The organism is Jidongwangia harbinensis (genome assembly GCF_020216025.1).
Lineage (GTDB): Bacteria > Actinomycetota > Actinomycetes > Mycobacteriales > Micromonosporaceae > Actinoplanes > Actinoplanes harbinensis.
In genome coordinates, this window is record NZ_JAIWNC010000013.1 from 151,737 (window position 1) to 175,863 (window position 24,127).

Annotated in this window: 21 protein-coding genes; 14 read left to right on the plus strand and 7 right to left on the minus strand. The window is 74.9% G+C overall.

The window, feature by feature from the left end; all coding sequences use genetic code 11:
* The first annotated feature begins 208 nt into the window (after positions 1-208).
* The 5 genes from LDL48_RS19465 to LDL48_RS44545 all read left to right on the plus strand — a co-directional run bounded on the left by LDL48_RS19465 (position 209) and on the right by LDL48_RS44545 (position 5,220).
* On the plus strand, positions 209-712 hold the full coding sequence (locus tag LDL48_RS19465) for a SigE family RNA polymerase sigma factor (protein WP_225256584.1): 504 nt from the start codon (positions 209-211) through the stop codon (positions 710-712).
* Positions 709-1,758, plus strand: a complete 1,050-nt coding sequence (locus tag LDL48_RS19470) for a hypothetical protein (RefSeq protein ID WP_225256585.1) — start codon at positions 709-711, stop codon at positions 1,756-1,758. Before LDL48_RS19465 ends, LDL48_RS19470 begins: the two co-directional genes overlap by 4 nt.
* 97 nt (positions 1,759-1,855) lie before the next feature.
* The gene (locus LDL48_RS19475; RefSeq protein ID WP_225256586.1) at positions 1,856-2,185 is read left to right on the plus strand and encodes a YciI family protein; all 330 of its coding nucleotides are present in this window, start codon (positions 1,856-1,858) and stop codon (positions 2,183-2,185) included.
* Between the two features lie 65 nt (positions 2,186-2,250).
* Entirely contained in the window at positions 2,251-3,453 is a 1,203-nt protein-coding gene (locus LDL48_RS19480) for an RNA polymerase sigma factor (RefSeq protein WP_225256666.1), read from the plus strand.
* Positions 3,454-3,738: 285 nt separating this feature from the next.
* Positions 3,739-5,220 (plus strand): sensor histidine kinase, encoded by a 1,482-nt coding sequence (locus LDL48_RS44545; protein WP_225256587.1) that lies wholly within the window; start codon positions 3,739-3,741, stop codon positions 5,218-5,220.
* Here LDL48_RS44545 and LDL48_RS19490 read toward each other — a convergent pair.
* A complete protein-coding gene (locus tag LDL48_RS19490; protein WP_225256588.1) occupies positions 5,209-5,673 on the minus strand; it encodes a winged helix-turn-helix transcriptional regulator in 465 nt (154 codons plus the stop codon). The genes LDL48_RS44545 and LDL48_RS19490 overlap by 12 nt on opposite strands.
* A gap of 84 nt (positions 5,674-5,757) precedes the next feature.
* Between LDL48_RS19490 and LDL48_RS19495 the strand changes: the two genes are divergently transcribed.
* From LDL48_RS19495 to LDL48_RS19515, 5 genes are all read left to right on the plus strand, one after another.
* Positions 5,758-6,261 carry a pyridoxamine 5'-phosphate oxidase family protein gene (locus tag LDL48_RS19495; RefSeq protein WP_225256589.1) on the plus strand — a complete coding sequence of 168 codons (504 nt, stop codon included), beginning with the start codon at positions 5,758-5,760 and terminating at the stop codon, positions 6,259-6,261.
* A 97-nt stretch (positions 6,262-6,358) separates the two neighbouring features.
* On the plus strand, positions 6,359-7,819 hold the full coding sequence (locus tag LDL48_RS19500; protein WP_225256590.1) for an aldehyde dehydrogenase family protein: 1,461 nt from the start codon (positions 6,359-6,361) through the stop codon (positions 7,817-7,819).
* A 142-nt stretch (positions 7,820-7,961) separates the two neighbouring features.
* Complete coding sequence (locus LDL48_RS19505; protein WP_225256591.1) at positions 7,962-9,905, plus strand: putative bifunctional diguanylate cyclase/phosphodiesterase; 1,944 nt, start codon at positions 7,962-7,964, stop codon at positions 9,903-9,905.
* A gap of 144 nt (positions 9,906-10,049) precedes the next feature.
* Positions 10,050-11,720, plus strand: coding sequence for a glycoside hydrolase family 43 protein (locus tag LDL48_RS19510; RefSeq protein WP_225256592.1), 1,671 nt, complete (start codon positions 10,050-10,052; stop codon positions 11,718-11,720).
* Positions 11,721-11,724: 4 nt separating this feature from the next.
* On the plus strand, positions 11,725-12,234 hold the full coding sequence (locus LDL48_RS19515; RefSeq protein ID WP_225256593.1) for a GNAT family N-acetyltransferase: 510 nt from the start codon (positions 11,725-11,727) through the stop codon (positions 12,232-12,234).
* A 36-nt stretch (positions 12,235-12,270) separates the two neighbouring features.
* Here LDL48_RS19515 and LDL48_RS19520 read toward each other — a convergent pair whose 3' ends face one another.
* Positions 12,271-13,200, minus strand: a complete 930-nt coding sequence (locus tag LDL48_RS19520) for a S1 family peptidase (protein WP_225256594.1) — start codon at positions 13,198-13,200, stop codon at positions 12,271-12,273.
* Positions 13,201-13,548: 348 nt separating this feature from the next.
* On the opposite strand from LDL48_RS19520, the gene LDL48_RS19525 reads away from it, so the two are divergent.
* The 4 genes from LDL48_RS19525 to LDL48_RS19540 all read left to right on the plus strand — a co-directional run bounded on the left by LDL48_RS19525 (position 13,549) and on the right by LDL48_RS19540 (position 16,738).
* Positions 13,549-13,800, plus strand: coding sequence for a hypothetical protein (locus LDL48_RS19525; protein ID WP_225256595.1), 252 nt, complete (start codon positions 13,549-13,551; stop codon positions 13,798-13,800).
* Between the two features lie 119 nt (positions 13,801-13,919).
* Positions 13,920-14,546, plus strand: a complete 627-nt coding sequence (locus LDL48_RS19530) for a hypothetical protein (protein WP_225256596.1) — start codon at positions 13,920-13,922, stop codon at positions 14,544-14,546.
* A gap of 136 nt (positions 14,547-14,682) precedes the next feature.
* Positions 14,683-15,525, plus strand: coding sequence for a sugar phosphate nucleotidyltransferase (locus LDL48_RS19535; RefSeq protein WP_225256597.1), 843 nt, complete (start codon positions 14,683-14,685; stop codon positions 15,523-15,525).
* A gap of 1 nt (position 15,526) precedes the next feature.
* The gene (locus LDL48_RS19540; RefSeq protein ID WP_225256598.1) at positions 15,527-16,738 is read left to right on the plus strand and encodes a hypothetical protein; all 1,212 of its coding nucleotides are present in this window, start codon (positions 15,527-15,529) and stop codon (positions 16,736-16,738) included.
* A gap of 12 nt (positions 16,739-16,750) precedes the next feature.
* Here LDL48_RS19540 and LDL48_RS19545 read toward each other — a convergent pair whose 3' ends face one another.
* The 5 genes from LDL48_RS19545 to LDL48_RS19565 form a co-directional block, all read right to left on the minus strand.
* The gene (locus LDL48_RS19545) at positions 16,751-19,762 is read right to left on the minus strand and encodes a fibronectin type III domain-containing protein (RefSeq protein WP_225256599.1); all 3,012 of its coding nucleotides are present in this window, start codon (positions 19,760-19,762) and stop codon (positions 16,751-16,753) included.
* Between the two features lie 112 nt (positions 19,763-19,874).
* Positions 19,875-21,113 carry a glycosyltransferase gene (locus tag LDL48_RS19550; RefSeq protein WP_225256600.1) on the minus strand — a complete coding sequence of 413 codons (1,239 nt, stop codon included), beginning with the start codon at positions 21,111-21,113 and terminating at the stop codon, positions 19,875-19,877.
* Between the two features lie 46 nt (positions 21,114-21,159).
* Positions 21,160-22,152 (minus strand): hypothetical protein, encoded by a 993-nt coding sequence (locus LDL48_RS44550; RefSeq protein WP_225256601.1) that lies wholly within the window; start codon positions 22,150-22,152, stop codon positions 21,160-21,162.
* Entirely contained in the window at positions 22,149-23,306 is a 1,158-nt protein-coding gene (locus LDL48_RS19560) for a glycosyltransferase (RefSeq protein ID WP_225256602.1), read from the minus strand. The genes LDL48_RS44550 and LDL48_RS19560 overlap by 4 nt, the downstream gene beginning before the upstream one ends.
* Complete coding sequence (locus LDL48_RS19565; RefSeq protein WP_225256603.1) at positions 23,303-24,121, minus strand: alpha/beta fold hydrolase; 819 nt, start codon at positions 24,119-24,121, stop codon at positions 23,303-23,305. The genes LDL48_RS19560 and LDL48_RS19565 overlap by 4 nt, the downstream gene beginning before the upstream one ends.
* Between the last annotated feature and the right edge of the window lie 6 nt (positions 24,122-24,127).

Here is a 24,127-nt window from a genome sequence, read left to right on the forward strand (position 1 = left end):
TTGGCCGGCCGGCTGCGGCACGCCGGCTGGACCGACTGGGCGGACCCCGGACGCGACGCCGTCCCGCGGTTCCTGGAGACCCTGCAGGCGCTCGCCGACATCGACGACCTGCTGCGATAGATCGGGCCGGCCCGCGGAGCAACGTTTCGCCATCCCGCCGGCGTTTGAGGTGGGTCCGGCCCGACACACCGCGAGAGGTCCGACCGACGTGACATTCGAGGAGTTCACCGCCGCCCGGCTCGGTGCGCTGGTGCGGTACGCCACGGTGGTGACCTGGGATCCCGACCTGGCCCAGGACATCACCCAGAACGTCCTGATCCGGGCGCAGGCCAGGTGGCCGCGCATCGGCCGCCTGGACGCACCCGAACAGTACGTCAAACGCATGATCGTCAATGAGTTCCTGTCCTGGCGGCGCCGCGTCGCCCGGCTCGTGCCGTTGCCCCGGGAGTCGCTCGACCGGATCGCCCCGCCGGCACCCGACCACGGCGGCGAGGTGGTCCGGCGCGACGCGGTGGCCCGCCTGATCGCGGCGCTGCCGCCCCGGCAGCGCGCGGTGATCGCGCTGCGGTTCTACGAGGACCTCAGCCACGAGCAGATCGCCGAGGTGCTCGGCTGCCGCGCGGTCACCGTCCGCACCACCCTGTCCCGGGCCCTGGCGAACCTGCGCACCGCCCTGTCCCCCACGAAGACGCTGGTCGAGGAGTCGTTGTGAACACCGAAGTGGAAGAGCTCGTCCGGGAGGCCCAGCTGCACATGGCGGACCGGGCGCCGGACCCCGAACCGATCCGCGCGGCCCTGGCCACCGGCGTGGCCCGCCGCGCCCGGGTACGCCGCACCGGACTGCTGGTCGCCGCGGCGGCCGCGGCGGCGACGGTGGTCACGCTCACCGTGCCGATGGTGGCGTTCCGTACCCCCGCCGCCGACCCGCCGGCCGGTCCGCCACCGGCGCCGGCCGCGGTCGAGTTCGCCCCGGTGGCGCTGGGATTCCACCCCACCCGGCTGCCGGCCGGTCTCGCCGAGCGCGGCCGGCTCCTGGTGCTGCCGGAGGGCACGGAACCCGGCCTGCACCGGACCTGGACGGCCGCGGCGGACGCCGATCCGCTGGACCGGCGGGCCCGCCTGGAACTGGGCGTACGTCGCACCGGCGAACCCCTGTCCACCGCGGACGGCACGCCGGTCGACGTCGGCGGCCGGGAGGGCGTGCACCACGGCGCGGACTCGAAGTCGTACCTGGCATGGCGGTACGACGACGCCACCGTCCTGACGCTGAGCGAGCACGGCCTCGGGCTGTCCCGGCCGGAGATGGTGGCGATCGCCCGGTCGGTCCGGCCGGAACCGGGTACGTTCTCGGTGCCGGTGCGGCTGGGCGTGCTGCCGGACGCCATCGCGGTGGAGACGGCCGAGATTGCCGGGGCCTCGCCGCGGTCGTGGAGCGTCCTGATCAGCGGCTCGGAGCTGCCGGCCGCCGGCCCGAGCCGGGGTGGCAAGGAGCGCGCCCAGGTCACGTTCCTGTCGGTGACGTACGCGACGTCCGCGCCGGCCCCGGCACCGGCGGACGGGCGGCCGGTCACGGTCGCCGGCCACCCGGCGCGGTGGTCCGCGGAGAAGGACGGGCAGGCCGTGCTGATCGTGGACCTGGGCGGCGGCCGCCGGCTGACCCTGACGGCGTCCGGAGTGACCGAGGCCGAGATGATCCGGGTGGCCGGGGCGGTCCGGGTGGACGACACGCCGGACGTGCGGTGGCTCGGTACCCCCTGATCCGGGCGAACATCTTTCCGGCCGGATGTTGAATCGGGCCCGGCCCGTTCGTCGGGCAGATGACAGCACACCGGCTGAGACTGAGAGGATCCAGGCCATGCCCCAGTACGCGGTCCTGATCTACGAGAAGGAAATCCCCGTCGCCGACATCCCCGCCGACGTGATGGCGGCCAACCTGGCGGCGCCCGCGAAGATCGCCGAGATGGGCGCCCGGATCGTCAGCGAGCAGGCGCTGGCTCCGGCCAGCACGGCCACCACGATCCGCACCGGCGGGGTGGTCACCGACGGGCCGTTCATCGAGGCGAAGGAGGCGTTCGCGGGCATCTTCGTGATCGAGGCGCGCGACCTGGACCAGGCGATCGCCGTCGGCCGGCTGCTCCCGATCATGGAGGGCGGCGTGGAGATCCGGCCCCTGCTCGAGATGTGACCGGTGCGGAACCGCCCGGCGTCCGCCGGGCCGTGGCCGACGCGCACCGCCGGGAGTGGGCCGCCGTGCTCGCCGCGACGGTGCGCGTGGCGCGCCACCTGGACATCGCCGAGGAGTGCGTTCAGGACGCGTACGTCACGGCGCTCGGCGCCTGGACCCGGTCCGGCGTACCGGCGAATCCCGGCGCCTGGCTGACCGTCGTGGCCCGCCGCAACGCGCTCGACGCGGTGCGGCGGGCGGCGGCGCTGCGCACCCGGTTGCCGTTGCTGGCCGAGGCGGAGGCGGTGGAGATGGGGTACCCGGACGAGCACGCGGTCCCCGACGACCGGCTGCGGCTGATCTTCATGTGCTGCCACCCGGCGCTGTCCGAACCGGCCCGGGTGGCGCTCACCCTGCGGCTGGTGTGCGGCCTCGGCGCCGGCGACATCGCGGCGGTGTTCCTGGTCCCGGAGACCACCATGCTGGCCCGGATCACCCGGGCCAAGAAGAAGATCGCCGCCGCGCACATCCCGTTCGGGGTGCCGGAGCGGGCGGACCTGCCGGAGCGGCTGGACGCCGTGCTCGCCGTCCTCCACCTGCTGTTCACCGCCGGGCACACGGCACCGTCCGGGCCCTCGCTGACCCGGACGGACCTGGCCCGGCGTGCGGTGGATCTGGCCACCGTGCTGCTCGACCTGATGCCCGGCGAGCGGGAGGTGCACGGCCTGCTGGCGCTGCTCATGGTGAACCACGCCCGGCGGGCCACCCGTACCGACCCGGCCGGGCGGCTGCTGCTGCTGGAGGAACAGGACCGGTCCCGGTGGGACCGGCCGGCGATCGCCGCGGCACACCGGCACGTCGTCGCGGCGATGCGCGGCGGACGGCCCGGCCGGTACGCGCTGCAGGCCGCGATCGCCGCGCTGCACGCCACCGCGCCGACGTACGCCGACACCGACTGGCCGCAGGTGCTCGAGCTGTACGACGAGCTGCGCCGGGCGTGGCCGTCGCCGGTGGTGGCGCTGAACCGGGTGGTGGCGGTGGCCATGGTGCACGGCCCGGACGTCGCGCTGGCCGGCCTCGATGAGCTGGAGCGCGGCGGTGAGCTGGCCGCGTACCACTATCTGCCGGCGGTGCGGGCGGAGCTGTTGCGCCGGCTGGGCCGGGACCGGGAGGCGGCGGCCTGCTACCGCCGCGCGCTGGACCTGGCGGACAACGAGGCCGAGCGGGCCTTCCTGGCCCGCCGCCACGACGAGACGGCGGGGCCCGGCGCGGGCGGGCGCAGCGGATGACGGCGCCCGGGCCGCGGTCCCGGTCGGCGGCCAGGTAGGCGTGGTGGCCGGCCCGGCGCACCGCCGCGCCGATGACGTGCTGGTGTTCGACGTTGTGCCGATCTCCGCCTGCCTGGGGGGCGGCGATGCATCGCTCCGCGCGGTGCGCCCGGCGACAATCCGGAATCGCCCGGTGCCGGTACGGCGTGGCCGATATGGTGCAGACGTCGGCGAAGGGGCATTTCGGACGAAGGGCTTCGCGGTGACCAGCGAGGTGGTCGCTGAGGGCAGAGCGGCCCTCGTGTGGTGAGTCTCCGGACGGGCCGGTTCGACCCGGCGCCGGCCGCCCGGGCGCGGTGGCGGCCGGCCGGCCCGGTGACGGCGGTGGCCGTGGTGGCGGTCGCGCTGGCCGTGCGGGCCGGACGGCGGGTGGACCGCCCGCTGCGCCTGGTGGCGGCCGTGATCGACCGGCTGAGCGCCGGCGAGGTCGGGGCGCGCGCCGCGGTGACCTCGGGTACGCCGGCGGTCCGCGAGGTCGCCCGGGCGGTCAACACGCTCGCCGGCAAGCTGGCCCGGGCGAAGATGGCGGAGGCCGAGTCGGCCCGCCTCAACGCCGCGGCCCGGCGGACCGGGGTCCGGATCCGGCGCCACCTGACCGTCGAATCGGCGCTGGACGAGGCCGCCCGCGGCCTGGCCGGCATGCTGGCGGCGGACTACGTGCTGATCCGGTGCGACGGGGCGGGCGCGGACCCGGCCGCCGTGGCCTGGCCCCGCCCGGCGCCGGCGGAGGTGCACGAGGGCTGGCCGGACCCGCCGGCCGAGCGCTGGTCGGCCGGCGACCTCCGGACGGCGGGTCCCGCGCCGCTGCCCACCGACCAGGTCACCACGCTGCTCGCCCTCGGCGCGGGACCGGTCGTGGTGATCCCGTTCGACGCCGGCCCGCGGCTCTCCGGGGTGGCCGTCCTCGCCCGCGACTCGGCGGCCGGGCCGTGGCACGGTCCGGAGATCGAGGCGGCCGAGTCGGTCCTCGGCGGTCTCGGCCGTGGCCTGCTCCAGGCCCAGCTCTACGAGCGGGAACAGGAGCTGGTGGAGCGGTTGCAGCTGCTGGACGAGACGAAGACCGAGTTCATGTGGACCGTCTCGCACGAGCTGCGTACGCCGCTGGCCAGCATCACCGGTTTCGTGGAGTCGCTGCGCGACGGCGACGTCGGCGCGGTCAACGACAAGCAGGAACAGATGCTCGAGGTGGTCGAGCGCAACGGCAAGCGGTTGCAGGCGCTGATCGACGACATGTTGACCTTGTCCCGGGTGGAGGCCGGCCGGCTGCCCACCGAGCGGCAGTCGACGGACGTCGCCGACCTGGTGCAGTCCGCGGTGGCCGCCATCGGGCCGACGGCGAAGCGGACCGGCGTGGCGGTGGAGAGCCGGATCGGCGGTGGCCTGCGGGCCGAGGTCGACGCCGACCAGATCGACCGGCTGGTGATGAACCTGCTCTCCAACGCGGTCAAGTTCACTCCGGCCGAGGGGCACGTGACGGTGACGGCCGTCCGCGACGGTGACCACCTGGTGCTCACGGTCGCGGACACCGGGATCGGGGTGCCGGACTCGGACAAGGCGCACCTGTTCACCCGGTTCTTCCGGGCCGGCAACGCGGTCAGCCGGGTCATCCCCGGCACCGGCCTGGGACTGGCCATCGTCCAGACGATCGTGGCCAACCACGGCGGCGTGATCGACTTCGACTCGGCCGAGGGCCGGGGCACCACCGTGACGGTCCGGCTACCCGCCTGACGGAGCGGCGCCGGGGCCGGGCAGCACGTCGATGGTGCCGGCGGTCATCGGTGCGCCGCAGTGCGCGCAGCGCAGCTCGGCGTGGCTGATCTCGCCGCAGGTACGGTGCCGGTGCAGCGCCGGGGGCCCGGCGGCGCCGGACCGCCACCGGTCGCCCCACCCGGCCATGACGACCAGCAGGTCGCACAGTTCGGCCCCGCGGGCGGTGAGGACGTACTCGCTGCGCGGCGGGCGCCGGGAGTACTCCCGGCGGGCCAGGACACCGGCCTCGGCCAGCCATTTCAGCCGCTCGGTGAGCACCTTGCGGGAGATGCCCAGGTCGGCCTGGATCTCGTCGAAGCGCCGGATGCCGACCCAGACGTCGCGCAGGATCAGCGGCGACCACGGCTCCCCGATGACGTCCAGGGTGCGAGCGATCGAGCACGCCATGTCCGCGAAGTTGGTGCGTTGCATGCGCCCAGCGTACCCGCGGTGGGTTCCCTCAAGGAACTCACCCTGCTACGGTCTCTTCACGAGACCTGCCCGAGGAGGACAACCATGGCCGCTCTCCCCCAGGGCGACATCCGCCTGCTGGACTCCCCCGCCGCGCGGGACCTGCTGCAGTCGCGCATCCCGGCCCGGCTGGCCTTCGTCTGGCCGGACGGCACCCCGCGGATCGTCGCCACCTGGTTCCACTGGACCGGCTCGGAGATCGTGATGGCCACCTACACCGGCGGACCGCACATCCGGCACCCGGCCGCCCGGGTGGCGGCATTGCGGCGCAACCCGGCCGTCGCCCTCACCGTCGACACCGAGACCACCCCACCGGCCGTCCTGACCATCCGCGGTCACGCCCGGGTCGAGGACGTCCGGGGGCTCGCACCGGAGTACGTCGCCGCGGCCCACCGCTACCTCGGCGACGCCGCCGCGGAGATGATCGCCCAGATGGACCGGCCCGGCACCACCCAGGCCCGGATCGTGGTGCGGCCCGCCTGGGTCGGCCTCCTCGACTTCACCACCCGCCTGCCGTCCCCGCTGGGCGGCGTGCTCGACCCGGCCTGACCGGTGCCTTCCGGTCAGCGGAAGCCGGCCCTCGCCGAACGTGATCAACCTGCCTAACGTCCCCGGTACGCAACGGCGCGGAGAGGAGGGCGACGCGATGGCACTGCTCGACGACGACGCCTGGCAGGGCAGGATCTGGACCGGGTCGTGGACCGGCGGCGGCGGGGGCACATACCCGGTACGGGAACCGGCCACCGGCGCCACCCTGGGAACCGCCGGCCGGGCCGCACCGGCCGACGTCGCCGCGGCCGCCGAGCGCGGCGCGCGGGCCCAGCGTGCCTGGGCCGCGGCACCGTTCGAGCAGCGCGCCACCGTGCTGCGCCGGGCCGGCGACCTGCTGCTGGCACACGCCGCGGAGATCAAGGGGTGGCTGTCCCGGGAGTCCGGTGCGATCGCGCCGTTCGGCGACTTCCAGGTGCACACCAGCGCCCAGGAGTGCTACGAGGCGTCCGCACTGCCGAGCCGGCCGTACGGGGAGATGCTCCGCAGCGGCCTGCCCCGGCTGTCCTTCGCCCGCCGCGTGCCGGCCGGGGTGGTCGGCGTGATCGCGCCGTTCAACGTGCCGACGATCCTGGCGATCCGCGCCGTCGCACCGGCGCTGGCGCTGGGCAACGCGGTCGTCCTGAAACCCGATCCGCGGACCGCGGTGGCCGGCGGGGTGCTGTTCGCGCGGATCTTCGAGGAGGCCGGGCTGCCGCCCGGCGTGCTGCAGGTGCTGCCGGGCGACGCGGAGGTCGGCGCGGCGCTGGTGACCGAGCCCGGGGTACGGATCATCGCGTTCACCGGCTCCACCGAGGCCGGCCGCGAGGTCGGCGCGCTGGCCGGCCGCCACCTCAAGCGGGCGCACCTGGAGCTGGGCGGCAACTCGGCGCTGATCGTCCTGCCCGACGTCGACGTGGCCGCGGCCGCCTCGGTGGGCGCCTGGGGCTCGTTCCAGCACTCCGGCCAGGTCTGCATGGCCACGTCCCGCCACCTGGTGCACCGCGACATCGCGGAGGAGTACACCGCGATCCTCGCCGAGAAGGCCGGTCGGCTGCCGGTCGGCGACCCGTCCACCGGCGACGTCGCGCTCGGCCCGCTGATCGACGCCCGGCAGCGCGACCGGGTGCACGGCCTGGTGACGGCCAGCGTGACCGGCGGGGCGACGATCCGCACCGGCGGCACCTACCAGGACCTGTTCTACCGCCCCACGGTGCTGGGCGACGTCCGGATCGACGCGCCGGCGTACCGGGAGGAGATCTTCGGCCCGGTCGCCCCGGTGACGCCGTTCTCCTCGCTGGACGAGCTGACCACCCTGGCCCGCGACACCGAGTACGGGCTGTCGCTGGGCATCCTGACCCGGGACCTGCAGGCCGGCCTGGACCTGGCCGAACAGATCCCGGCCGGGCTGGTGCACGTCAACGACCAGACCGTGAACGACGAGGCGGTCGCCCCGTTCGGCGGGGTCGGCGCGTCGGGCACCGGGGCGCGGCACGGCGGCGCGCAGGCCAACGTCGAGGCGTTCACCGAGACCCAGTGGGTCACCGTGCGCGGCGATCTGCCCGCCTACCCGTTCTGACCGGGTCGTCCCGCGCCCCGGCGGTGCACCCGATCCGCAACCCGGCGCGCCAACAGTTCGCCCCCGTCCTGCCGATGAGAAGGGCTCAACGACCAGGAACCGTGCGCACCTCGCCACGTCTGGACGCGACGGGGAGGCAGCAATGGGCGCGACCCGGAGGGGCGGACAGCGGGCGCGGCGCGGCGCGACCGTGCTGCTGGCCGGCATGCTGGCGACGCTGTCCGGGTACGCGCTGCTGGCCAGCTGGCAGCAGACCCAGATGGTGCAGCAGGTCAGCGTGGCGGGCAGCAACGTCGCGGCCTACCAGCAGGCGGCGTACCGGTCGGCGCTGGAGATGGCGCTGATCCAGGCCGCGCTGGGCGAGTCCGGCGGCGCGGAACGCCAGCAGCTGCTCGCCGCGGACGAGCAGGCGTACACGGCGATGCTGCACATCGTGGCGGTGGACCGGGGCCGGGCGCAGCAGGCCCGGGCGATCGCCGGCCGCCAGCAGAACCTGCGCCCGACGATCGAACTCTTCCTCGGTCAGCTGGACCGCGGCGACACGGCGGCGGCGCGGGCCACGCTGGAGACGGTCATCGAGCCCTCGTACGCCCGGATCAGCAGCCGCCTGGCCGAGGAGCAGAGCCGGCACCTGAGCGACTACACCGACCAGCAGGCCTCGGCCCGGCGCGACTCGCAGCGGATGCTGTGGGGCAGCCTGATCACCTTCGGACTGAGCCTGATCGTGCTGGCCCTGTTCGGCTGGTCCGCCCGGGTGCACCGCCGGCAGGTGGAGCTGATGGCGGCCACGGACGCGCTGACCGGCCTGCCGAACCGGGTCGCCTTCTCCGCCCACGCCCAGCAGGCGCTGGCCGACGCGAAGCGGTCCGGCACACCGACCGTCCTGATCATCAACATCGACGGCTTCCGGGACGTCAACGACCAGCTCGGCCCGGCCATCGGGGACCGGCTGCTGATCCAGGCCGGCGGACGGCTGGCGTCCTCGGTACGCGACAGCGACCTGGTGGCCCGGCTCGGCGGCGACGAGTTCGCGGTCCTGCTGCGCGACAGCGACGCCGAGGAGGCGGAGAAGGTCGCGCACCGGCTCCGGGAGATCTTCCACCAGCCGTACCTGCTCGACGACATCACCGTGGACCTGGAGATCAGCATCGGCGCGGTCACCGCCGAGCCCGGCGACGAGGTGAGCACGCTGCTGCGGCACGCCGACATCGCCATGCACGCGGCGAAGCAGCAGCACGACGGGTACCGCCGGTTCACCGCCCGGCACAGCCAGGACTGCACGGCCCGGCTCACCCTGCTCGGCGACCTGCGCCGCGGGCTGGACGACTCGGACCAGCTCACCCTGCACTACCAGCCGAAGATCGCGGTCGGCACCGGCACCCTGGTCGGTGTCGAGGCGCTGGCCCGCTGGCACCACCCGACCAAGGGCCTGATCCCGCCCAACCAGTTCATTCCGGTTCTGGAGAACACCAGCCTCATCCACCGCTTCACCGACCACGTCCTGACCCTCGCGCTGTGCCAGGCCCGGCGCTGGCTCGACGCCGGGCACCGGGTACCCGTGGCGGTCAACATCTCCACCCGCAGCCTGCTCGACCCGACCTTCCCGGACCGGATCGCCGCGCACCTCGGCACCGCCGGCGTGCCGGGTGAACTGCTCTGCATCGAGGTCACCGAGCACAGCGTGATGAACGACCCGACCACCGCGATCGAGGCTCTCCGCAACATCCGGAGCCTCGGGGTGAAGACGTCGATCGACGACTACGGCACCGGCTACTCCTCGATGAGCTACCTCAAGATGCTCCCGATCGACGAGCTGAAGATCGACCGGTCGTTCGTCTGCGACATGGCCACCGACACCAGCAGCCACGCGCTGGTCGCCTCGACCATCCGGCTCGGCCACGACCTCGGTCTCACGGTCGTCGCCGAGGGCGTCGAGGACACCACCACCGTGGCCGCGCTCGCCGCCCTCGACTGCAACACCGCCCAGGGTTACCACTACGCCCGGCCGCAGCCCGCCGACGATCTCACGCAGCGTTTCCAGCTGGACGTCCCGCCGCGCCGGAAGGCGCCGGTCGCGGTCCGGTGACCGGCGCGCCGGCGCGACCGGAACAACCGGGGACGGTACGGCGGAATTACGGGCGACCGTGGTCGTGGAACTTGCGGTAGCGTGGCGGAACTTACGAAGCCGCGTCGCGCCACCGGCGGACCGTGACCACTGAGGGCAAAACAGATGACGATCGCCAAGGCCACCGTCGCCACCGACGGTGACGGCACCACCGGCCACCGGATGATCCGCAACCCGGTGCTGCCAGGATTCCACCCGGACCCGTCGATCGTGCGGGTCGGCTCCGACTACTACATCGCCACGTCCACGTTCGAGTGGTACCCGGCCGTGCGGTTGCACCACTCGACCGACCTGGTCGACTGGCAGCCGCTCGGCGGCGCGCTGAACGAGCGGCGTCTGCTGGACCTGTCCGGGACCGCGGACTCGTGCGGCATCTGGGCGCCCCACCTCTCGTACGCCGACGGGTTGTTCCATCTGCTCTACACCGACGTCGCCACGTTCGCCGGCGGCTACTGGGATCCGCAGAACTACCTGGTCACCGCGCCCACCTTGGCCGGTCCCTGGTCCGACCCGGTGGTGCTGCACGGCCGCGGCTTCGACGCCTCGCTGTTCCACGACGAGGACGGCCGGACCTGGATGCTGTCGATGGTCGCCGACTGGCGGCCCGGGCGGGACCGCTTCGCCGGCATCTCGATCCAGCGGTACGACGCCGAGGCGCGCGCGCTGACCGGCCCGGAACGGATGATCTTCCGGGGTACCGACGCCGGACTCACCGAGGCACCCAACATCTACCGCAAGGACGGCTGGTACTACCTGGTCACCGCGGAAGGCGGGACGAGCTGGACGCACCGGGTCACGGTCGCCCGCTCCCGGGACCTGTTCGGAGAGTACGAGGTGGACCCGGCCGGTCCGCTGCTCACCTCGGACGGGCACCCGGATCTGGCCCTGCAGAAGGCCGGCCACGGCAGCCTGGTGCAGACCCCGGCCGGGGAGTGGTACCTGGCGCACCTGGTCGGCCGGCCGTACACCCCGCTCGGCCGGTGCGTGCTGGGCCGGGAGAGCGCGCTGCAGAAGGTCGAGTGGACGGACGACGGGTGGCCGCGGATCCGCGACGGCGTACCGGCCGAGGAGGTGCCCGCGCCGGCCGGGGTGATCGCCGCGGCCGACCCGCCGGTCTCCTCCGAGCAGGTCGAGGACGACGACTTCGACGGCCCGGCGCTCGGGGTGAACTGGTCGACGCTGCGGCGCCCCGCCACCGGGGACTGGATCGACCTGTCCACCCGGCCGTCCCACCTGCGGATCCACGGTGGCCAGTCGCCGATGGCCCGGCACCGGCCGAGCCTGGTGGCGCGCCGGGTGACCGCGCGGCGCTGCACCTTCGAGGCGGTGCTGGAGTTCGAGCCCCGAAACTATCGGCAACTGGCCGGTATTACCGGGTACTACAACTCCCGCAACTGGTACTACCTGCACATGACCGCGGACGACGACGGCCGGGCGGTGCTGGACGTGCTGTGCTGCGACAGCGGGCGGGTCACCTCGGCGCCGGGCGTCCGCACGCCGCTCGGCGACGCGCGCCGGGTCGGTCTGCGCTGCCGGCTGGACGGCCCGGTGCTGTCCTTCGGGTACGCCGTCGATCCGGGCGCCGACCCGGCCTGGCAGGACCTCGGCCTGAACCTCGACGCCACCACCCTGTCCGACGAGTACGCCGCCACGGTGATCCCGGGCGAACCGGAGGCGTGGGGCTTCACCGGCGCCTTCGTCGGGCTGTGGGTGCAGGACCTGGGCGCCGAGGGCGGCTACGCCGACTTCGACCGGGCCGTCTACCGGGCGGACTGAGCCGGTGCCGGCCCCGCTGATCCGCCCGGCCACCGGCGCGGACGCCCCGCAGATCGCCACCGTCTGGTACGCCGGCTGGCGCGACGGCCACCTCGGACACGTCCCCGACGCGCTGGTCGCGGTCCGCACGCCGGAGTCGTTCCGGACCCGGGCGGCGGACCGCGTCGCGGACACCACGGTGGCCGTCGACGCGGACGGCGTGGCCGGGTTCGTGATGGTGGCCGGCGACGAGGTGGAACAGGTCTACGTGGCGGCGGACCGGCGCGGCACCGGCCTGGCGGGCGCCCTGCTGGCGGAGGCGGAACGGCGGGTGGCGGCCGGCGGCCACGGACGGGCCTGGCTCGCGGTCGCCGCCGGCAACGAACGCGCGCGGCGCTTCTACGCCCGCAGCGGGTGGGTGGACGACGGTCCGTTCACCTACGCCGCCGCGGGACCGGACGGGACGATCGACGTGCCGGTCCGCCGGTACGTGAAGTCTCCGCTGACCGGCACACCGACGACCGGGCCGCGGTGAGCGGACAGCTCACCACGGCCCGGCGGCGGTGATCGGTCAGCCGCCCTTGCCGACCGGGGCCGGCTCGACCGGGGCGGACTCGCCCGGGGCGGGCTCACTGGGGACCGGCTCGCTCGGGGCCGGCTCGCCCGGGGCGGGCTCGTTCGGCGCGGGCGGCGGGAGGAGGTCCATCTCGGCCATCGCCGACCGGGCCCAGTCGACGATGTTGTCGGTGCGGGCCGGCGTCTCGAGCCCGGTGTGCGGACACGACGGTCCGTTGCTGACCACCGCCACCAGGACCGGCGGCTTCCGCTTGCCCCACCGGCCCTTGGCCTCGACGAAGAACGGGCCGCCCGAGTCGTACGGGCACGGCGTGGTGTTCTCCGCCGGGGCGTGACCCCGCACCCCGAGCTTCTGGGCGTTGATCTCCGCGACGGTCATCTGCCCGGTCCGCAGCCGCGTCTCCGGCACCGGGTTGGTGCTCGTGACGGAGCCGTACCCGGTGACCCGCAGCACGGTGCCCACCGCGGGCGCGGTCCGGCCCATCCGGATCGGGCGCACCCCTCGGATCGGCTTGTCCAGTTTCGCGATGGACACGTCCTGGTTGTTCGGCGCCTGCCGCACCGCGACGACGATGGCCTCGCCACCGCCGCTGCCGTTCAGGTCCGTGCGGCCGACCGTCACGGTGGACAGATCGGCCACCGGGCGGTTCTGCCGGACGTTGTTGAAGTCCCGGAAGCAGTGCCCGGCGGTGATCATGTACTGCGGGGCGATCAGCGCACCCGAGCAGGCACTGTTGCGCCGGCCACCGTCGGCGGTCGGGATACCGGTCAGGGTGAGCTTGGCCGAGAACGCGTACTTCCCGTCCGGAACCGGTTCGCCGTTGGCGATGGCGTTCGCGGTGCCCATGGCGTTGACGGCCATGGCGGCCACGACCGCCGGAATGAGCACCCCGGCGGCGATGTAGGACTTGGTACGGCGTCGCAAAACAGAACTCCCTCTTGCGTTCGATCGTCACGCACCGTACGGCGGTCGCGACGCTTCTCCGACGTGGACACACACGTCAGGTACGGAATGTAGAAAGTGTGTGCCACCCGCCCGCCGGCCGCCCGGCGAGGGACGGCGCTCTGCCCGGAAGTCACCCGCCGGCCGTGACAGCCGGTCACAATCGCCGGCCCGCCGGTACGCACCGTGAGCAGCCGGCGACCGAGCAGCTTCGCAGTGCACGGAACGCCATGATCACAAGGCGGACGCCGGGTTCCTGTCCGTCTCGCCGATCTTCCGCCATCTGCGGCCCGCCTTGGCTGGCTAGAACATGTGTTCTAACTTCGCGGCATGGCGCACCGGGTGGAGCACTGGTTCAACCGCCGCTACGGCGTCGGCCGTCGCGACGTGTACCTCCTGCGGACCGAGTCCGGCTGGCAGGTGCTGGGCCGCAGCGGTGGCTCCGACGGCGCCGAGGTGGCCCACTACTTCGACCACGAGGACGACGCCCGCGCCATGCTGCTCCGCATGCGGGAGTCGGTGCCGCCGGAGCTGTCGAACTGGGCGCGGATGTCCGGCTCCCGGCGCCGGACCGGACCGTGACCGGCGCTCCCACCTGCGGGGAACCGGTTCCCTCCGGCGAGGGATCCGACCGTGCGCGGCATCGTCGAGTGTGGACGTCACCGATGCCGCGGACCCGCGGCCGAACCGGGAGGACGACCATGCGAAAGACCCTCGGCCTGACCGCTGCCGCCGCCGCAGCGACGATCGGCGCGGTGCTGGCCGCACCGGCCGCACCAGCCGCACCGGCGAGCGCCGGAGCCGCACACCGGGCGCCGGCCCGGGTGACCGGCTCGGCGGAGTTCGCCCTGCCGTTCTGGCCGGACGACGACGTCCGCGCGTTCGCCTTCGACGCCACCGCCGTGCCGTACAGCCGGCCGGTGACGGGGCTGCCGACCGGCTCCCCCGCCGACGCCACCGGCACGGTCCGGGTCTCCCACCGGCTGGCCGCCGACGGCGTCACCGTCCGGTTCGAGGCGGCCGTCGACTGCCTGATCACCAGTCCGGGTCACGCGACGCTGACCGCCGTCGTCACCCGGGCCGACGAGCCGGTGCGGGACTGGGTCGGCACCCGCGTCGGGTTCAGCGTCCAGGACCGCGACCGCGGCCCGGACCGGGTGGGCTTCACCTGGTCGGTCAGCGCCGACCAGAACGAGGCGGGCGAGTGGGGCGCGGCCCGGGTCGGCACCTGCCTCGCCCCGGCACCGTTCGCCACCGTCACCCGGGGCGGCTACACCGTGCGGCACGCCGACCTGACGCCGCCACCGGACCGGCCGCGCTCGCGCTGAACCGGGGCGGTCCGCGCCGGGCGGGCGTGGCCCGCCCGGCGATGCAACTTCGATGCCGATTCGGTGAAGGCACCGGCGAGGGTGAGGGCAGCTGGACTCCCCCATGTCACCGAGAAACGCCAGGGAGGAAGGAGTCATGAAGGCGGTGCTGTGCGCGGGCGGATGGGGCAGCCGGTTCTTCCCGGTGGCCAAGGCGACGAGCAAGTGCATGCTGCCGATCCTGGACAAGCCGGTGATCCACTACATCGTCGAGGAGTGCGCCATCGCCGGCGCCACGCAGATCGCCGTCGTCACGCCGCCCGGCGTCCTCGGTGACCAGATCGCCCGCTACTTCAGCCACGACCCGGACCTGGAGGCGTACTTCCGCCGGCGTGGCTGGCAGGACCGGTACGAGCCGGTGGCGCACCTGCACGACCTGGCCGAGTTCACCTTCCTCGGGCAGCCGATGAACGGACGCTACGGCACCGCGCTGCCGCCGCTGATCGCCCGGCGGTTCGTCGGGGACGACGACTTCTTCCTGGTCAACTGCGACGATCTGGTGCTCCGGTTCGACGGCGGTTCGGCCCTGGCCGACCTGCGCGCCGCACGGGACGCGGCCGGCACCCCGGCGGCGATCGCGGCGGCGGTGATGCCGGCGGACCGGGCCGCGCACTACGGCGTCCTGCGCACCGACGGCGCCCCGGCGGCCAAGCTGGTCGAGATGCGGGACAAGCCGCGCCGGCTACCACCGGGGCGCTATCCGGTGGCGGTCGGCCGGGCCCTGTTCCCGTCCGGATTCCTGACCCATCTGGATGCCGTCGTGCCCTCGCCGCGGACCGGGGAGTTCCAGGTGACCGATGCGTACGCGGCCTATGCGCGGGCCGCAGAGATCCTCGTCCACCCGCTCGACGGCCGCTATCACGACTGCGGCGACGTTCGCGGGTGGCTCACGGCAAACGCCGCGGTGGCCGACCATCGCGGCATCCCCATGAGAGGCTGACATGTTGCTGGAACTGTGGGAAGACCTCAAAGTCGTCGGTGACCCCGCCACCACCTCCGCCGACGCGCAGGCGGCCCGCCTGGCGCGACTCGACGAGCTGGTCAACGCGTCGATGCTGAACCGGCTGAACGAGCAGGGACAGGCGTACCTGGCGGGTGACCGGCCGCTGTCCGGCCTGGCCGTGTGCCACGCACTGGAACAGAGCACGCCGCTGCTGCTGCTGAACCTCATCATCCGCAGCGGTGCCCGGAACCGCCTCGACTCCGGGCTGCAGCAGACGTACGCCGACCACACCCGCACGCTGGCCTACGGCATCGACCAGCTGCTGGCCGGCGAGACCGCGTGGCTGTGCGGCCGGATCTGGCCCTCGTCGGGCGTGTCGGAGGCCGACGTGGCCCGGTGCGGGGAACTGGGCGCCAAACTGGACATCGACCGCCGGCAACGGTTCGGGCTGTGGCTCGCGGCGAGCCTGCACGACTACGGCAAGCTGTACGGCCGCCGCAACGGCCTGGACCCGGAGGACGGCGTGGCCATGGTGGCGCCGCTGCTGGCCCGGATCGACGCGGTCGGCGACCTGACCGAGCTGATCCTGTTCGCGGTCCGCAACCACGACGTCATCGAGGCCGTGACCACCGGCAGCACCCCGGCCGCGTTCATCGGGGAGCAGTTGCGGGCGCTCCCGGCCGACCGGCGCGACCTGGCCATGGCGTTCCTCGGCATCATCCAGTTCGCCGGCGCCGCGAGCCTGGGCATGGGCCGCATCGTGCCGTCCAAGGTGGAGATCTTCGAGCAGTGCCTGAGCGGCGAGATCATCGCCGACGAGTCCGCCGAGCGGCGGGCCGGCGCGCTCTGCTCCGCCACCCGGCGCGCGGACCACCACTTCGTCACGGTGCACGGCGCCCGCCGTACCGCGGTCGTCGACGACCCGCAGACCCGGGCGTTCCTGACCCGCGTGGTGCTCCAGGGCTGGGAGGAGCTGCGCGAGGAGGTGTGGTCGCGGCAGCCCGGCGGCGGCGACTCGTTCGCCGAGCTCGCCGCACTGCTGGACGGGCTGGCCGGGCTGATGGCGGCCGAGGCACCCGGCGGACGCCACCTGGTGATCGACGACTCGGCGCTGGAGAAGCTCGCCGACGGGGCGGACCAGGGGCTGAAGGCCGTCGTCACCAGCTACGACCGGACCGCCAACGGGGCGGGCTTCCTCACGCTCCGCTAGGCCCGCGGCGGCTCAGTCTCCGGCCGTTCCGCGGTCGCCGCGGCCGCGGCGGCGGACGAGCGCGACGACGGCGCCGACCACCAGCACCACGGTCACCACCGTCACCGCGATCGGCATGCCGTGCTCCTCGGGCCGGCGGAACCAGTCGTACACCTCCGACGCCCCGGAGTCCGCCTTCGCCGGCCGGGCGGCGGGCGCGTCCGGGTCGACCGACACCGGCGCCGGCGGGTCCGCGGCACCACCCCTCGGCGTGACCGGTGCCGACAGCTCGGAGCGGGCGGACAGGCCCGCCCTGCTCTGCGCGATGACGCCGAACGTGTACGGCGTGTCGTTCTTCAGCCCGGTCACCGTCGCCTCGAGCCGGGCGGTGCCGATCACCCGTGCGGAGACGTCCGGATCCTGGCTGGTGACCGTGTACGCGGTGATCGGCAGCCCGCCGTCGCCGGCCGGGGCGGTCCAGGCCACCTTCGCGTAGCCGTCGCCCGCCGCCGCGACGACGAATCGCGGCGGCGACGGCACGGACGCCGGGTCGAGCGGGATGACCGGCCGCGTCTCGTCGCTCTGCGCGGACCGGCCCACCTGGTTGACGGCGACCACGGTGAAGCGGTACGCGGTGCCGGCGGCCAGGTCGGCGAACGTGACGTTCCGGGTGCCCGCGGGCAGGGACCGGGTCCGGCCGCCGGGATTCGTCCGGACGAGGTAGCCGGTGACCGGGGACCCGCCGTCGGACCTGGGTGCCGACCAGCGCACCGTGGCGGAACGCCGGCCGGCGGCGGCGATCGGGAGCCGCGGATGGGACGGCACGGTGGCCGGCGGGGACTTCCCCGGCGGGCTCGGGGTGCCCGGCGGGCCGGGGGTGCCCGGCGGGCCGGGAGTGCCCGGCGGGCCGGGAGTGCCCGGCGGGCCGGGAGTGCCCGGCGTACCCGGCGCACCTGGCGTGCCCGGCTTGGCCGGCGGCACGATCCGGACCGGGCTGCTCGGCGCGCTGGGCGGCGAGGCGCCCGCCGCGTTCCGCGCGGTGACCGTGAACGTGTAGGACACGTTCGTCCGCAGGCCGTCGATGCGGGCGGTGTACGTCGTGCCGTCCACCGTCACCGGTCGCTTCTCCGGCGACGACGTCACCGTGTACGAGGTGACCGAGGCGCCGCCGTCCTTCTCCGGTGCGCTCCAGGTGACGGTCGCCTCGCCGTTGCCGGGCCGGGCGTCCACCTCCGTGGGCGGCCCGGGCGCGGCGGCCACCGGGCGGGCGTTCCGGGACGGGGTGACGGTGCCGGTCTCGTCGGTGGGCGCCGACTCGGCGATGTCGTTGAGCGCGGTCACCTGGAACGTGTAGCCGGTGTCGTTCACCAGGTCACGGACGGTGGTGCTGGTGGCGCCGGCGCCGACGGAGGCGACCTGGCCGCCGGGGTTGGCGTAGACCACGTACCCGGTCAGGAGGGACCCGCCGTCGGCGGTGGCCGGCTGCCACGACAGCGTGGCCGAGCCGTTGCCGGGCACCGCCCGCAACGACCGCGGCGTGCCGGGATGCGTCATCGGCGGCAGCGGGTGCTCCGGCGGCAGCGGGGTCCATCCCGTGGGTACGCCGCCGGAGGCATGGGCGTGGCCGGCGGCGCGGGCCCCGGTCGGTGCCACGACGGCGTTCGAGAGCACGGCCGGATTGCCCCAGCCGTCGGGATTGCGGGCCTCGACGGTGACCCGCAGGGCCCACCCGGGACGGCCGGACACGTCGTAGGAGGCGCTGGTCTCGGACACCGGCACGGTGCGCTGGGCGATCGGAATGATCATGTTCGGGTGCGCCGGTGCGCTGCCGTACACGCTGACCCGGTACTGGTCGACGGCGCCGGCCGTGCCGGCCTGCAGCGGCGGCGCCCACGTCGCCCGCAGGGTGCGGCCCTCGCCGGCCGGCGTCACCCGGGACGGCGGGAACGGCAGGTTGATCTTGTTGCCGGGGACCGGCTGACCCTTCGGCGCCGGCCTCGGCGCGGTCGGCGGCACGGGCACCGGCGGGGTGCCGTCGGCGCGCCGGCAGGTCTCCTTGCCGGCGTCGGTGTAGCCGCCGCCCAGCGTGCGGTACTCCCAGGCGTACCCGGCCGGGTCGAGCTTCATGAACAGGACGCCGAAGTCGCGGTCCTGGCCGGTCTCGAAGCCGGCGTGCCGCACCGGATCCAGCGCGTAGAGCCGGTGGCGGTTGATCCCGCCGGTGCCGACGATGAACTTGCGGAACCCGTTCTCGTGGTCGACCAGCCCGGCCGGGGTGATCCGCGACCACCGCTGGTAGTTGTGGTCGTGCGCGTTGACGACGACGTCGACGCCGGCGTCGTGCAGCAGGCGGGCCATGGCCGGCATGGTCAGGTTGTTGCCGAACTGCCCCGCCGAGATGATCGGATGGTGCCAGTACGCCATCAGGCACCGGTCCGGCTGCTCCCCGGCCAGCTCGTTCTTCAGCCACTGGTAGTGCTCGCCGCCGGGCGAGCATCTGCGCACCGAGCACGCCGAGTTCAGCGCGTAGATCTTCCAGCCGTTCAGCTCGAAGCTGTAGATGCCCCCGTTCCCGGGGTACGCCCGGTCGCCGAAGTACCGGTAGTAGTCGGGCGCGCCGTCGATGGAGTACTCGTGGCTGCCCGGCACCGGCCGGATCCGGTCCTTGAGCCGGCCCCACGTCGGGGCGAACGACGCCTGGATGTCGGCCCACTCGCCGTGCTCGTACTGCAGGTCGCCGACGACGAGGACGTTCTCGACCGCGTCGCCGGCCGCGAGGACCATGTCCGAGGTACGGCCCATCGCGCAGCCGACCGCCGTGCCCAGGCCGTCGTTGAACGCCGCGTTGTTCCGCCCGCAGGCGATGTTCCCGGCGACGGCGATCAGCGTGCCCGGCTCCCCGGTCAGCGGCACCGCGTCGTAGCGGACCGCGGCGGCCGGCCGCATCGCCACGGGCTCCACCGGCGCGCCGGCCAGCACGGTCAGCACCGCGAGGACGGTCAGCACACCCACCCACGCCCGCACGCGCTGCGCTCGCCACGCCATGGCGGATTACCACCTCCTGGACCGGCTCCGGTGTCCAGCTTGCCGTTAATTACCCTGTCCCGGGACGATTCGCCGGACTTTTCCCGGGCCGGCGGACGCTCCGGGACGGAACCTAGGCGCCGGAGATGATCCGGGCCGCCGCGCCGGCACCGTCCTCGGCGCCGATCCGCCCGGCCAGCGCGCCCGCCGCGGCGGCGTACCGGGGTTCGTCGAGCACCGTGCGGACCGCACGGGCGAGCCGTTCCGCGGTCAGCCGCCGCGGCGGCAGCGCACCGGCGCTCACCCCGAGCCGGACCAACCGGTCCGCCCAGAACGGATGGTCGGTGGCGATCGGGACCGGAATCACCGGCCGGCCGGCCCGCAGCGACGCCGCGGTGGTGCCTGCGGCGCCGTGGTGCACCACCGCCGCCGTCCGGGGGAACAGCCAGTCGTGCGGCACCGGCCCGGTGAGGGCCAGGATGTCGTCGCCGGCGATCCGGTCGGCCCCGGCCGCCTGCACCACGCCGCGGACCCCGGCCCGGCGCAGCGCCGCGCCGACCGCCTCGACCGCCACCCCGGCGTGCACCACGCTGCCGAAGCCGACGTACACCGGCGGCGGCCCGGCATCGAGGAAGCTGGCCAGCCGCTCCGGGGGCCGCCAGCCGGCCGGGCGCTCGGGCCACCAGTAGCCGGCCACCCGGGCGGTGTCCGGCCAGTCGTCCGGGCGGGGCACCACCGACGGGCTGAAGCCGAGGCAGGCGCTCTGGAACCGGCGCTGCACCGCCCGCCGGACCGCCGGGGTGGACGCCGGTGGAAGGCCCAGCTCGGCCCGCACGTCCCGGGTGACGCCGGCGTACCGCAGCGCCAGGGCGATGTCCGCGCCCAGCGCCAGGTTCCGGTTGGCCCAGCCGCCGAGCGAGCGGGTGACACCGGCGGTCCACGGCGGCAGGTGCCGGCTGGGATAGACCGGCTGCAGGAACGCGCCCAGGCTCGGGATGCCGTGCGCCTCGGCGACGTGATGGCCCAGCAGCGCCGAGCCGGACAGCAGCATCAGGTCGGCGCCCGGCGCGGCCGCCGCGGCCAGGCCACGGGCCAGTGCCCGGGCGTGCGGCAGGTGCAGCAGGTGGGCCCGGGCCATGCCGGCCGGGCCGGTGCCGCGCCGCTGCCAGCGCCGGCCGCGGGCGCTGTCGTACAACGCCCGCGAACTGCCCGGGACCGGCCGGAACGGCAGCCCGCGGGCGAGGACGTACTCGGCCGACTCCGGATACCCGGCGACGGTCACGTCGTGGCCGGCCGCGCGCAGCCCGGCGCCGAGACCGGTGTACGGCGCCACGTCGCCCATCGAACCGACCGCGCAGATCAGAATGCGCATGCCGCACCTCCTCGCCGGAGGCCGGGAGGGACGGTCCCGGCTCCACTCATGGTCTGCACGCCGTCGCCGTGAGGTACCGCGGCGCCGGTGGGCCGGCGGTGCCCAGCTCGGCGTGGACCGCGGCGCGGACCGCCCGCACCGCGGACGTGCCGGCCAGCGCCGCGATCATCGGGCGGCCCCGGTGCGCCGGTCCGGCGCCGAGCAGCCCGGCGCCGAGCGCACCGGCCCGCAGCGCGGCCTCGACCGCGCGGCCCACCGGGGTACCGGTGCACCGCGCGGCCGCCACCGACCGGTACTGCTCGGTCAGCACCCGCCCGAACCCCGGCAGGTCACCGGAGCGGAGCAGGAGCGCGGCGCGGTGCACGCGGTCCGGCGGTCCGCCGTCCGCCGCGCCCGCCGCAGCCGGTGCGGCGCCGCCCGGGTCGGCGAGCAGCAGCCGCAGCCCGGCGCGGCGCAGGTCGAACGGCACCGGCACGGCGGACCCGGTCTCCGGGTCGACCAGCATGGCGTGCCGGTCGCGCCCGCACCGGGCGGTGGTCACGGCGACCCGCTCCCACCGGGAGGCGCACACCGTCGACGCCGGCCCGTCGAGGTCGACCGGCGTGCGGTGGAGGTCCCACAGCACCCGGCCCAGGACCGCGACCACCGCCGGGTCCGGGCCGATCACCAGGCCGGGCGGGAGGTCCGCGCGCAGCAGCAGCGAGGTGCCGTGCCCCGCGCCCGCCGCGCCGACCACCGCGAGGGCGGCCCGGGTCCACCGCGGCGGGGGCGGGCCGTCCGGCGCCGGGACGACCAGGCGTTCGGCCGGGCGCAGCTCGTGCTCCACCTCGACCAGGTGGTCCGCCCGCCGGTCCGCGGCCACCGCCGCGCCCCATTCCAGCGGGACGGTCAGCACCGCCTCGGCGGAGGCGAGCAGCACCGCGGCGGCCGGCGCCCGCCACACCCCGGCGGCCGGGCGCCCGAACCGCCGGGCGAACTCCATCGGCAGCAGGCGCAGCCCGTACGGGGTCTGCGGCCGGACCGCGGCCGGCGCGGTCACCGGAGGGCCTCGAGACGGTCGGCTGCGGCACGAGCCCCGCCCGCGGCGCGGAACGAGCCGGCGATCCGCCGGGCCGCGGCGCGGAAGCCCGGCTCGTCCAGCACGCGCAGCACCGCGCCGGACAGTTCCGCGGCGGTGAGCCGGGCGAACCGGGTACGGACCCCGGCCCCGGCGCCGACCACCTGATCGGCGTTGACCGGCCCGTCGTGCCGGATCGGCGCGACGACCAGCGGCACACCGTACGCCAGCGCCTCGCAGACGGTGTTGTGCCCGCCGTGGCAGACCACCGCGTCCAGGTGCGGCAGCAGCTCCAGCTGGGGCACGAACGGCCGGACCAGCACGTTGCCGGGCGGGTCGGGCACCGCCGCCGGGGGCGCCACCAGGATCACCTGCACCCGGCCGGCGAGCGGCCGGAACGCCTCGGCCGCGGTCCGGTAGAAGTCGCCAGCCAGTCCGGTGTTGAGCGTGCCGGCGGAGACCAGCACCCGGGCCCGGTCCGGCGCCAGGCCGGGCCACGGGAAGTCCGCCGGCGGCGGCCGTCCGCCGAGCGCCGGGCCGACGAAGGCCCAGGTGTCGCGGGCACCGGACACCGGGCCGGCGAGCTGCGGCGTACTGAAGATCAGCACGAGGTGGCCGGAGAATCGCAGGTCCGCACCGGCCTGGCCGTGCTCGGCGGCGAAGTCGGCGAGCAACCGGGCGATGTCGGCCCCGACCTTCGGCACCGTCCGGTACGCACCGGCGAACTCGGCGGCGTTGCTGGCCGAGGTCGCCCAGGGCAGGCCGCCGGCGCGGGCCACCACCGCACCGGCCAGGGCGTGCTGGTCGGCCACCAGGACGTCCGGCGCGTAGGCGGCGACCGCGTCGGCCACCCCCGGCCGCATGGCGCGGGCCAGTGGAAGCAGGTAGTCCTCCCACAGGTACTTCAGGCCGGCCGCGCCCCGGGCGGTGAGCCAGCGGTCCGGCCCGGGCGGCAGGTCGCCGGTCGGGAACACCCGCGCCCACCCGGGCAACCGCCGCCGCAGCGGTGCCTCCGGGCCGGCCCAGGCAACCCGGTGCCCGCGTCGCCGCAACTGTTCGGCGACCGCGATCGTCGGGTTGACGTGCCCGGTCAGCGGCGGCACCACGAACAGGTACCGCCGGTCCCCGGCCGTCATGCCGCCGGCCCGGTCCGGGCGGCCAGCCAGGGCAGCAGCACCGAGCGGATCGCCGGCGACCCCTCCAGCAGGATCGTGTGGGTGAGCCCGGCCAGCACCGTGAGCGTGCAGTCCGGCAGGTGCCGCGCCAGGAACCGGCCGGCCGGCAGGTGCTCGGAGTGCTCGCCGTACACGGCCAGCACCGGGCACCGCACGCCGCGCAGCGCCGCCGCGGACACCGGTGCCAGGTCCCAGAGGTCGTCGAGCAGCGAGGTGGCGTTGAGCAGTTCGCCGATGGTCTGCTGCAGGCGGGCGTCCCTGCGCCGGGCCCGCCCGTACGCCCGGTGGTACTGCCCGGCCGGCCGGTGGTATTCGTGCGCCAGCGCGGCGACCGTGGCGTCGTTGCGCATCACCTCGATCCACCGGGCGTCGTCCTCCGGGGTCTCCTGCGCGTCCAGCAGCACCAGGCCGGCCACCAGGCCGGGGTGCCGCAGCGTGGTGTGCAGGGCGACCAGCCCGCCGAAGCTGTTGCCGACCAGGTGCACGGGACGGTCCAGGCCCAGTCCGGCGAGCAGCGCCACCAGGTCGGCCACCAGGTCGGGAAGCCGGTACCCGGTGGGCGGCCGGGTGGACCGGCCGTGCCCGCGCTGGTCGTAGAGGACGACGTCGGCGCCGGCCGCGCTCAGCGGCCCCGCCAGGCCGCGGTGGAAGCCGGCCAGGTTGTCCGAGAGCAGGCCGTGCACCAGGACCACCACCGGCGCACCGGGGACGGCACCGCCGGCCGGCACCAGGCGCTGGACGTGCAACCGCACGCCGGGCACCTCGACGAAGGACATCGGTGC